Raw genomic sequence first — 11,931 nt, 5'->3', positions numbered from 1 at the left:
TTCTAAATAGCAATCCCTACCGATAATAGCTGGGCCGCGAACAGTACAATTAACAAGTTTAGTTCCTTGCCCAATTTGCACCCGCCCAATTACCTGACTTTGGGTATCTACTTCACCTTCAATAGATTTTGTGAGACAAGTAGTATCGAGAATAATCCGGTTTGCTTCTAACAAATCGTCTTTTTTCCCGGTATCTAACCACCAACCTTCTAACTGACAAGCTTCTACTTTTTTCTGTCGATCGATCAAACATTGAATGGCGTCAGTGATTTCCAATTCGCCACGGGCAGAGGGCTGAATAGAGGCGATCGCATCGTGAATCGTCTTAGCAAAAAAGTAAATTCCCACCAGCGCCAAATTAGAAGGCGGAACTTTCGGTTTTTCCACCAAATGCAAAACTCGTCCATTCCCATCAACTTCTGCCACACCAAAAGCCGATGGATTAGAAACTTGTCGCAGCAGAATTAAAGCATCTGTCTGCTGCGATTTAAACCTTTCCAAAAATAGATTTAAATCGCTTTGAATCAAATTATCGCCCAAATACATAATGAAGGGCGAGTCACCTAAAAATGGTTGGGCGACTTTAACTGCGTGGGCTAAACCTGCTGGTTGTTCCTGAAGGATGTACGTAATTTTTGCGCCGAAAAGTTCCCCATTTCCAGTTTTAGTTTTCACTTCCTCGCCAGTTTCCGGACTGATAATAATACCGATATCGGTAACGCCAGCTGCGACAATACCTTCAATTCCGTACCAAAGGATTGGTTTATTGGCGACGGGAACGAGTTGTTTCGCACCCGTGTAAGTGAGAGGTCGCAGACGAGTTCCTTTACCGCCGGATAGAATTAGTGCTTTCATAAGTTTGGGTGTAAAGTTCGGCTAACATATTTCGCAATCCCTGTCGCCAATGAGGGGGATAAGTTCCCAGGACTGCTGATATTTTCGCACAGGAGAGAACCGAATAGGCGGGGCGACGCGCCGGAGTGGGATATTCTGGTGTCGTAATCGGAATTACGCGCTGAATTTTCAAATTCCAGCCTAACTGTTTTGCTTCTTCAAAGATAGCAACAGCAAAATCATACCAACTGGCAACACCGCTATTTGTGTAGTTGTAAATTCCGGCAATTTCTGGTTGAAATTTAGGAATCAATTGGGTAATTGCGCCAGCCAAATCAGCTGTACAAGTGGGGCTACCAATTTGGTCGGCAACTACACGAATTTCTTCCCGTTCACCCCCCAATCTCAGCATAGTTTTAACAAAGTTAACTTTGCCACCAACGCCATAAACCCAAGCAGTTCTCAGGATAATATGGTTTTGGCAGTTTTGCTGAATAGCGATTTCCCCTTCAAGTTTAGTTTTTCCATAGGCATTGATCGGATTGGTGGGGTCAGTTTCGCGGTAAGGTTGGCTTTGGCTACCATTAAAAACGTAATCGGTGGAAACGTGAATCAGGGGAATGCCCAATTTTTGACATTCTTGAGCTATGATACCGGGAGCGATCGCATTAATAGCCTCTGCTAACTCCAGTTCGCTTTCGGCTTTATCCACCCCCGTGTATGCAGCTGCATTCACAACTACATCTGGTTTAACTTCATTAATTGTCTGACGAATCGCATCTGGCTGAGTTAAATCGATCGTTTCGCGTCCCACGCCGATTACTTTACCCACAGGCGCAAGTGTCTTTTGCAATTCTTGTCCCAACTGTCCGGCAATGCCTGTTACTAAAATTCGCCTCATGAAAATACTTCTGCTGTTTTAAATGGTTGACCGGCTCGATCTTTAGCGGATAAAATTGGAGTTGCTGCTAAAGGCCATGCGATCGCCAAATCCGGGTCATTCCACAGAATACACCTTTCGTGCTGCGGTGCATAGTACTCAGTAGTTTTATACAACACCTCAGCCACTTCGGAAATAACTGCAAAACCGTGGGCAAAACCGGCTGGAATCCACAACTGGCGCTTGTTTTCAGCACTCAACATATAACCTACCCATTGCCCAAAAGTCGGCGAACTTTTTCTGATATCCACCGCCACATCAAATATCTCGCCAACAGTTACCCGCACTAATTTCCCTTGCGGTTGTTGAATCTGATAGTGTAACCCACGCAGGACGTTTTGGCCAGAACGGGAGTGATTGTCTTGCACAAAATGCACCGTCGTACCGACTTTTTCGGCAAATACTTTCTGATTGTAGCTTTCAAAGAAAAATCCCCGCGCATCTCCAAAAACTTGCGGTTCGATCAGCAAAACATCGGGAATATCCGTGTTGACAACTTTCATAGATTTTGCACTATTTGAGTACCGTTTAGCTTAAAAGCCTTGCCTGTATTGGCGTCAAATGCCCAAGCATTTATTTTAACCTGACCCTTTGGCAGTTTACTTGCAGAAAAAGATTTTTGCCACCCAGACATAGAGTAGGCGTCTTTTTGCGTAACTTTGGCAACATCCTCTCTTTTCATTCTTGTATAAATCAAGGCAAACGCGGTATCATAATTGTTTGCCTTTTCGTAAGTCAGTATAACTGCGTCGGCTGGTTCTTCTCTCTCTGGCAACCTTGCCCATCCAGATGTAACATATTCATCATTACTTACTTTGCTAAGGCCATCAAACCACCCATAGCCATAACCGTCAGCAGTACTTAATTTAGTTCCTTCAATATCTTGTATTCTCGGACTTTTTACCAAACCTGGCTGCAAATAGCCTAAGCTGTTAAGCCTATTCGCCAAAAACTTCACTCTCGCAATCTTGGGATTTACTCTTGTCGCCAAGCACTCTTCTTCTTTAACAATATTTATAAATAACAAACAGCCTTTACCTTGTAAACGCGCCACCCTCCAATTACTCATTTCTTTAACTGCCATATTGACCGACAATGAATGCAAAAAAAGTAAATAAATAAGTGCGATCGAGCCAATTGAATTCACCAATAATTTAGATTTTGAAAAATCGCGTTTCCTGACAGCATCATCAATGATAATTGCTACCAAAGCCACTAGAGATATAGGTAGATACAATGAAAAAGTTGTGTATCTGGGAGCCATAGATTGCTCGACACCAAATCCCACCCTTCCTAATGTAGCGATCGATCCACTACTGATTGAGTATGCCGCAATCGTTAGCCACCCTATTGTGCGATGCCATAAAATGAAGTCTTTTCTGCATTTAATTAAGTAAATACATACAGCGATAAAAATGCTAAATAATGCCATACCAACATTTTTAGCTAGATTGACATTACCAAAAGCAAACCCGGAACCGCAGAAACAGAAAAAGTAATCGATCGCTGCTTGTAAATGAACTGCGCCATCCCAAATACCTGGATGATGCGGCGGTTTTTGATAATTATAAAAATACAGCGTTGCATTCAATGTAAAACCAGCTATCCATCCTGTAAATAACCATTTCTCTTTGCTTAAATCTTTCCAGGTATTTAAAGCAAGAACCGGGAAAACAACTAGCCAAGAAAGCAATCCATTAGCAAAAGAAAAAGTACTTACAGTAGCCAAGGACATACAAATTAAAAATTTTACTTTAGAGCTAAGTTGAGAGTAAGCAATTAAAATACAGCTTGTTATACAAAGCATGGGAATAAAGATAACTATTTGGAATCCCCAAAGCCAATTTTCATACTGGACAGGGGAAAAAATTAGCAAGTTAAATAGCAAAAATATCAGAATTCCTTTCCATAGCATTCCTCCTATTGTTAATCTATTCAAACAATAGAGGTTGAAGGATATAAAGCAAGCCATTAAAAAGATCGCTAACATCTCATATTTCACATCCCAGTGAGTCAAAGATGCTAGACTTATAAAAACAATCCTGGGAAAAAACGGGCGAGTTTCATTATGCTGAGCTAGCAAGTCTGTGAAAGTGAGACCGGAAGTAAAGTATTTATTAATATATCTTGCCACGCCCCATTGATCGAAGAACGGCACATTGACACCATACTTTATAATTAATTTTCCTAGAAAAATCGCAGGCAGAACAGACAAAATTAAAAGCAATATTTGCAGATATTTATATTTTTTTGCCATTAGCCTGTCCTCAATTTTCCATGCGATCGAACCCTATCCCCAAAAAAACGATTTTACCACCACAACTACAGTGGAGACTCATTCACAAATTTTGGGGCAGGGGTGCAGGGCTTTAACCCCTGCCTTCTGTCCCCTGCCCCAAAAACGGTAATTATATCACTCTTAGGTGATTTTGTCAAACTATCCGCCAAAATTTATCTGACACTTTCTAAGCTATCTACTTGTTTTTGGAACAACTCTGTAAAGATACTCAGCACTGTGCGATTACGCACCTTGATACTGGCATTAATTGCCATACCGGGCTGGAGCTTAATTTCCCTATTGCCCATTTTCAACGTCTGAGTTTCCAATTCTATTGTGGCAGGGAAAGCGTAATAAGGACGTTGTTCCTGTTGATCCGGAGGCAAAACATCAGAACTAACTGAAGTCAGTTTTCCAGTGATAGTACCGTATTCTGTGGATGGGAACGATTCAACATTCACTTCCACTTTCAATTCTTTGTCCTTATTCAATCTATCCACAACCTGACCGATATCGCGGTTTGTCAGGTATACCTTAGCCACCAATTTATTGGTAGGTACAACCTTCAGCACCGGTTCGGAATCGATCGCTCTCACAACATATCCAGATGAATTTGGTTTGAGATCGAAGACAATACCATCAACAGGCGATCGCAACTCCTGATATTGCACAGCTTGTTTTGCTTTCTGGATTTGGCTTTCGATCTCGTCTAATTTTTTCTTATTTTCCAACCTCAACCTACCTAGTTGGCTGTCAATATCTGCAACGCGCTTGTGGTTATCGGCAATTTTAGTGAAGATATCTTTTGCAGATAAATCGATAGTATTTTTCAACTGTTGCTTAGCTCGCTCGATCGATACCGTGATGCGTTGTCTCTCTCCCTTCAAACGTTCAACTTCACCTTGAGTTCTCACAAGTTCCCCTTCACGGGCAGCAACTTCACCTTGACGGTTAGAAATTTCCGCTTGGATGGCAGCAATTTCCTGATAGCGAGACAAAACATCAGCTTCCCTTGCCGTTATCTCATTTTGCCTGGTCAAGATTTCCGTTTCCGTAGCTGCCAACTCACTTTGGCGCGTCAACCTTTCCGATTCGCTTTGTGCCAACTCATTTTGACGCAGCAACACCTGTTGCTGCTGCCGTTTTAATTGCAGTTCTGCCAGCGCACCTGCTTGGGCGACCGGTTCGATCCTGTTCAGCAGGTCTTTATCACTATTGAGCAGAGCTGCTGCCGTTGCTACTCGCGCAGAAGCATTTGGTATTTGCGCCCTTGCCGTTTGTAACCGAGCTTGAGTACTGCTGACTTGAGCCTTAGCCATTTCTAACTGCGCCTTCGCTCTCGGTACTTGCGCCTTAGCCGTTTCCAGCTGCACCCCAGCCATTGTCAATCGATCTTTGGCCGCTGCCAATTGCTGATTAGCCGTTGGCAATTGCGCTTCGGTAGCCGCTAATTGCACCTGCACTTCAGCTAATTGAGTTTGCAACTCTTGAACTTGCAATCGCGCCGCTTCTACGCGAGACCGCAATTCAGCGCGGCTAGCGGCTAAAAGCCCGTCTTGGTTGGCGAAAAAATCGCCTTGCCCGCCCGATACTTTTGCCCCATTCAACTGTGCTTTTAAATATTGATTTTCGGCCAGGAGAGCAGCCCTAGACTGGGTTAAAGCTTGGAATTCCGGACTGCCTACGGTGCTTGCGCCAGTAAATTGAGCGTTGTAAAACTGATTTTCCCGCAGCAGAGTCTCGCGCTGTTTGAGGAGGGAATCTAAGTCTGCTTGGGGTGCGGTCGGGTCGAGTGTCACTAACAATTGACCTTTTGTTACCGCGTCGCCATCTTTGACTAAAATTTCCCGCACCACACCGCCGTTAGGCGCTTTCAATTCTTTGGCGGCTCCTTCGGCTTCCAACTTTCCTGTCGCCGGTACGGATTGCTCCAGGGGGGCAAAAGCTGCCCAAAGCAGAGCCGTACCGCTTACGGAAACAATTAACCAAACAAAGGCGTGGGACCACCAAGAAGGTCTTTCTAAGAGGATAGGTTGGTTATCGGGTTCAAAGGCAGGAGGTGGAGGCGCAGGGGAAACTGCTTCAGGAGGAATCCAAACGGTATTTAAGTCTTTTACTTGAGTAGCGCTGTTGTTTTTGCCGTTCCCGTTGTTATGTGAATGACTATCGACGATTTGTTTGTTGGTCATAATCTTTAATAACTAATTGCTAATTGCCGATTTAAGATTGCAAATTGCAGATTGAATTAAATTTGAAATCTTCAATCTGCAATTTGAAATTATTAAGACATTTCCGATTCTTGTTGCTGGTAGAGGCAATAGTAACGTCCTTTCAGCGCCATCAATTCTTTATGAGTACCCTGCTCCACTACACAACCTTGATCCATCATCAGTATGACATCTGCACTTTTGACGGTGCTGAGTCGGTGGGTGATGAAAAAGACGGTGCGACCCTGAAACGCAACGGCTAGGTTCTCGCAGACTTGACGTTCTGAATGGTAGTCTAGGGCGCTGGTAGCTTCGTCCAAAATCAGCATTTTGGGGTTTTGCAGGACACTACGGGCGATCGCAATCCGCTGTCTTTGTCCCCCCGATAATCCCGATCCCCGCTCTCCCACTATCGTGTTATAGCCGTTAGATAAACCCATAATAAAGTCGTGAGCTACTGCTACCTTAGCGGCTTCGATAATTTCCTCATCGCTAGCTTCCGGATTAGTCAGAGCGATATTTTCCCGAATTGTGCCGTTAAACAGGAGCGTGTCTTGCAGCACCATCCCAATCTGACGGCGCAGCGAGTAAAGCTCGACTTTGGCAATATCGTAGTCATCTACTTGAATCCGACCGGCTACGGGCTCGTAAAGGCGCTGTAGCAACTTCATCAGCGTACTCTTACCGGAACCGCTTTGACCGACAATGCCCACAAACGTACCGGCGGGGAATTCTACACTCACGTTCACCAGTTGCAGTGGGCCGGTGGTATTGAACCGGAACGACACATTTTCAAACCTGACTGCCCCTTCAATCGGCGGCATGGCGATATTGTGGCGATTGTTTTCGTCTGCTTCTGGTTTGGCATCTAGAACATCGCTGAGACGTTCGATCGACAAAGCCGTTTCTTGGAAGTTTTGCCACAGTTGCACCAATCGCAGCAGCGGGCTGGTGACGTAACCTGCGATAATCCGGAAGGCGATCAGCTGACCCAAGGTTAGTTGCGGTGGGGTGGCTATTACCATATAAGCTCCTACCCACAAAAGCAGCAAACTGGACAGTTTATTAAAGAAGCCGCTGAGGGCGCTGGCGGTACTAAATGTTAGCACCGTTTTAAACCCTGCCTTGATATAGCGGGCATATTTTTCTTGCCATTGCCAGCGAGATTTCAGCTCGATGTTTTGCGCTTTGACCGTCTGAATACCGGAAAGTACTTCTACTAAATAGGATTGGGAGTCCGCATGGCGTTCTGCTTTGGTGCGTAACTGCCGCTGTACGATCGGTGCGACAACGAAAGTCAGCAGGGCAAATAACGGTATCGTTGACAAAGCGACGAAGGTCAGCGGCACGCTATAGACCAGCATGAAGGCGATATAAAATACCGAGAAAAAGGCATCGAGGACAACTGTAAGCGCAGTTCCGGTCAGAAACTGGCGAATGTTTTCCAGTTCGTTCACCCGACCTGCCAGTTCCCCTACCCGACGGTTGTCAAAATAATTCAAGGGCAGTCTGACCAAATGGTCGATTACCTCCGCACCCAGACTGACGTCAATCCGGTTGGTGGTGTCAACAAATAAAGTAGTTCGCACGTAAGTCAGCAGCGCTTCAAACACTGCCACCACCAGCAAAATCAAACCGACGCTGTGCAGGATGGTGGCGCTGCGATCTTTAATTACTTGGTCGATAATTACCTGAGTTGCCAGAGGATTCGCCAAGGCAAACAGCTGCACCAAGAACGAGGCGATAAAGACTTCAATTAAGGTTTTGCGATATTTGGAGATCGCTGGCAAAAACCAGCGGAGGCTGAATTTTTCTTGCTGTTCTTCGGAGCGCTTTTCTAACAGCAGCACTTGCCCCTCATTACCCCAAGTTTCGACAAACTCTCGTGGATGTCGGCGGCGAATTCCCTCTTCTGGGGTTGCTATTACCAGTTCTTTGGCGCTGATGCTGTAAATAATGGCGAAGCTATCTTGCCATTCCACCATCGCCGGTGCTTTTAATCTCGTGATTGCCTGAGCGTGGACTTGCACGAGTTGGGCTTTCATACCCATCATTTCGGTTACTCCACCGCAGGTGAGGAGTGTGATATTTCCTCTGGTTTTGATCTGGTTATCCAGTACTTTGCGAATCACATCTTTGCGGAAGGAGAGGCCCATATATTTGGCCAACATTTTGAAGCAAGCTAACGGGGCATCAATTGTGCCGCGACCCCGATAGTAGGGTAATTTCTGGTGGGTCGCTATGGCTTCCTGCGACTCTGGTTGCAGATCTGGTGCGTAGGGAATGTCGGAGTTATCGGGATCTTCAGCATATCCAGTCTCAGTGCCATCGCTTGCTACATCGCTGTCGTTCTGCTGTACGGGTGGCGACACATCTATAACTGGCGATGGCTGAACGGGCAATCGCACTCCTAATAAGCGGGCTCCTTGTTTGCCTTTGACTGGAACCCAAGGGCCGGATTCGTTGGCTGGAAATCGGCTACCGGTGGAGAATGCGCCGACGAAACCGCTACTGACCAGCCAAACTCGCTCTTGGTCTAGTTCGGGAAGGGTGACTTGACCGTTTGGTAAGTTTAGCACTTCGGTGTCTTGCCAAACTTGGAAGGTCAAGTCTTTGAGGTTGATATTTCCCAATGCTCGGCGCTGTAACTCCAAACTCAGGAGTTCAAACAGTTCTATGCGGCTGGGACGTTCTTTAAAAGCTTGTGCCAGTACCGGTTCGCTGTCGAGGAATGATAAAAATACGGATGCTGGGATGGTAATACAAATGACTTCGTTGGATGCGATCGCCGTTTCGCAGGCGACGCCCCGCACCAATCCCACCCAACCCAGCACTTCTCCCGGCCCTGCTACTTGCAAGCTCGTCGGCGTTTGGTTGCGCTGATCGTACCCTAACAGGCGTACTTGTCCTATGTAGACGATCGCTACCTGCGTGGGCATAATTTCTCTTTGCAAGATTGTCTGCCCGATGCGATAGCGCAGTAATTGGCTTGCAGCGGCAAGAGCTTGCAGCGCTTTTGGGCTTAGCTGCTTAAATGGCTCTATTTCCGCTAGAAAGGTTTGAATTTGCGATCGAGAAACTGCTTGGGTCATACACCACCACAATAATTAGATGTCAGATTTCAGATTAATTGGGAACTATAAACTATCAAATTTAACTTTCAGCGTAGCTGCCTTTCCTTATATATCTTTTCTTCATTCTTTTTCCTTCATTTTTCTGCCTAAGTTTGCGATCCGGGCAGTTTTTTTGAAAAATTTTTTGTTGCTGGCAGTCCATTGATTTTATTTTTGGAGTCTGTTTTGCCTCCTTATGCGTTCGATCGCCCGAACTCCCACTAGGTAATAGCCGCTGACTCCTGAGTTTGCTCCATCAAACTCAGAGGCCCCATTTGTTTTACTTGCTCGGCGAGCCAAGTTTCAAACATTTCGTCAATCAGGCGACGTCGCATGGGCTCATCTAGCTGAGCGGGAATAAACTTTTCTAAGCGAATAATTACAAACCACTCCGCTAGGGCTCGCGGTGGCCAGAGTTGACCTGGTTGGCTGACGGTGAGCAGCTGACCGATTGTGGGATGGGGTTGCCGGATCGGTACCGGCCCCAATACTCCGCCCGTATTGGCTTCTGGGCCCTGAGAATATTGTTTGGCCAACTCAGCAAAGCTTTGTTCGCCTTCCTGGATACGAAAGTAGATTTCTTGGGCCAATCCCAGGTCTTTGGTACGGATCAGTGAGTAGATGACTTGATCTAAAAATGATTTGCGGGTCAGAAAATAAGACTCTACTTTGCCACCCCAGGTTGCCTGTTTAAATTTTTCCACCCGCAAGGGGCGCACCACGATTTCCTCAAACTGTTCTACGCTTAATCCTTGGGCGGAAAGCCAAGCTTGCAGCGCTTCTGGTGTGGAAAGCTGGTACTGCGCTTGAGCTTGTGCGATCGCTGCTTTACTTTCTTCCTCGCTGACCTCGATTTCGGCGAGCTCTCGGTCAACTATCAACCCGCGCAAAAACTGCGGCATCAACTGATACTTGTTTAGCAGTACCAGCATTTCCGCCGCTGCGATTGCTCTGTTGCCAGCTCGATACAATTCCGTCATTGCTTGCAACTCAAACACTCCCAACAGGCTTGTTGTGCATCCACAAAGATGCTGCTATTACCTTACCCTCTAACCCGACTGTTTCGATCGCCCGCATTACCCCCGGCCAATTGGGTGCGTAATCGTCACAAAAGAGATATCCACCCGGTTTTAGCTTGGGATACCAATTTAGCAAATCTGCTTTGACCGAATCGTAATCGTGGGCAGCGTCGAGTAGGATCGGGTCGATCGATTCCGGCTCGAATTTTTTTGACGCTTCCGTAGCACTCATTTGCAAAGTATAAATTTTATCTTTAACTCCAAAGCGTTCAATATTCTTGGTAAAAGTCTCCAGTAAGTTACTGGTATCTATATTAGATTTTTTGTGTTCTTCAGAGCCTTGAAAATGATCGACGCAGTACAGGACACCGTTTGGCGGTAACACAGATGCAATTGCTACACCGCTGCGTCCCTTGTACGATCCTAGCTCGACTAAGTTGGCTCCGGGGGGTAATTGTTTGACAAATTTTTGGATGGCGATCGCTTCGGACAAATCAAACCATCCCTCAATTCGGTTCCATTCTTCAACTCCGGTAAAATCGTACTGATTCATCGCTCAGGTTGCTAATTTAACAAAAAGAAAGCAAAAATCGTCATCAACCGCTTAATATAACACTTGAAAAAGTCTCGATCCCACAAGTTGCGTGGCAACTTGTATAGATGAAAGCAAAGGCACTCTTACAACAAAGCTTATGCGGATTTTATTCACCATTCCTCACTACTTCAACCCCAGCGATCGAGGCAAGCACGGTTCCCAAGGTAAAGATCCACAGCCGCGCATCGAGGCGATCGCTGCTTGTATTACAAGTTTGCATCGGGTATTTGGCAAATCCCAGAACAGCATAGACATTGCTAGGGGTGCTGCCTTGCCTGCGAATCAGTCGCAAGCTCACAGCATAGATATAGTTATATGTACTACTAAGGATAGTCACCTTCTCGATCGAGTTCCGCTGCCGTCACATTTCTACAAACATTACCGCAGCAAATCCGAGCCCCAGCTGTTGGGCTTTGAGTGTCAGGCACTACTGAGAGACTGCATTGGTAGCTATGAATACTTCTGCTACATGGAAGACGACCTGATCCTGCACGATCCTTGGTTTTTTGTCAAACTTCAGTGGTTTAGCAACAAAGCTGGAGATATGTGCTTGCTACAACCAAATCGGTATGAAATCTCTTCTTTTGAAGGCAACCAAAAAACTTACATTGACGGCAACTTGGCACCCCAGCTAACAGCTAAATTTCAGAATCTACAAGAGCAACCGGAACTGGCGGGTCAAATTATGGGCACCCAGGTAACTTTCAGTCGCGCCACCAATCCCCACGCTGGCTGCTATTTCTTGAATGTCTCTCAAATTAACCATTGGACAAAACAGCCCTATTTTCTCGATCGGGATACCAGTTTTATCAGTCCTCTGGAAAGTGCGGCCACCCTTGGGATAATGCGAGCTTTTCGGGTTTACAAACCAACTCCTCAAAATGCCAATTTTCTGGAAATCGAGCATTTTGGCTCGGTTTGGAGTGAGAGGATGTTGGCAATGTG

Annotated in this window: 9 protein-coding genes; 1 reads left to right on the top strand and 8 read right to left on the bottom strand. The window is 45.8% G+C overall.

All coding sequences use genetic code 11. The features are described from left to right. From H6S82_RS05470 to H6S82_RS05435, 8 genes are all read right to left on the bottom strand, one after another. Positions 1-855 (bottom strand): glucose-1-phosphate thymidylyltransferase (locus H6S82_RS05470; RefSeq protein WP_191056064.1); only part of this gene is annotated, 855 nt, incomplete at its 3' end. Beyond that, positions 827-1,735 carry a dTDP-4-dehydrorhamnose reductase gene (rfbD, locus tag H6S82_RS05465; protein WP_190468947.1) on the bottom strand — a complete coding sequence of 303 codons (909 nt, stop codon included), beginning with the start codon at positions 1,733-1,735 and terminating at the stop codon, positions 827-829. The genes rfbD and H6S82_RS05470, both read right to left, overlap by 29 nt. Next, entirely contained in the window at positions 1,732-2,277 is a 546-nt protein-coding gene (rfbC, locus tag H6S82_RS05460; RefSeq protein WP_190468950.1) for a dTDP-4-dehydrorhamnose 3,5-epimerase, read from the bottom strand. The genes rfbD and rfbC overlap by 4 nt, the downstream gene beginning before the upstream one ends. After that, positions 2,274-4,031, bottom strand: a complete 1,758-nt coding sequence (locus H6S82_RS05455; protein ID WP_190468953.1) for a hypothetical protein — start codon at positions 4,029-4,031, stop codon at positions 2,274-2,276. The genes rfbC and H6S82_RS05455 overlap by 4 nt, the downstream gene beginning before the upstream one ends. A 194-nt stretch (positions 4,032-4,225) precedes the next feature. After that, complete coding sequence (locus H6S82_RS05450) at positions 4,226-6,241, bottom strand: HlyD family efflux transporter periplasmic adaptor subunit (protein WP_190468955.1); 2,016 nt, start codon at positions 6,239-6,241, stop codon at positions 4,226-4,228. A 92-nt stretch (positions 6,242-6,333) separates the two neighbouring features. Continuing rightward, on the bottom strand, positions 6,334-9,351 hold the full coding sequence (locus tag H6S82_RS05445) for a peptidase domain-containing ABC transporter (RefSeq protein ID WP_190468958.1): 3,018 nt from the start codon (positions 9,349-9,351) through the stop codon (positions 6,334-6,336). A 242-nt stretch (positions 9,352-9,593) separates the two neighbouring features. After that, entirely contained in the window at positions 9,594-10,352 is a 759-nt protein-coding gene (locus H6S82_RS05440) for a peptidylprolyl isomerase (RefSeq protein WP_190469000.1), read from the bottom strand. A gap of 10 nt (positions 10,353-10,362) precedes the next feature. After that, on the bottom strand, positions 10,363-10,944 hold the full coding sequence (locus tag H6S82_RS05435) for a class I SAM-dependent methyltransferase (RefSeq protein ID WP_190468961.1): 582 nt from the start codon (positions 10,942-10,944) through the stop codon (positions 10,363-10,365). Positions 10,945-11,083: 139 nt separating this feature from the next. On the opposite strand from H6S82_RS05435, the gene H6S82_RS05430 reads away from it, so the two are divergent. After that, on the top strand, positions 11,084-11,931 hold an 848-nt coding region (locus H6S82_RS05430; protein ID WP_191056063.1), incomplete at its 3' end, for a calcium-binding protein.

Source organism: Planktothrix sp. FACHB-1355, from assembly GCF_014748295.1.
Taxonomy (GTDB): domain Bacteria; phylum Cyanobacteriota; class Cyanobacteriia; order Cyanobacteriales; family Aerosakkonemataceae; genus Aerosakkonema; species Aerosakkonema funiforme_A.
This window is presented reverse-complemented; position numbering and strand designations above follow the sequence as displayed.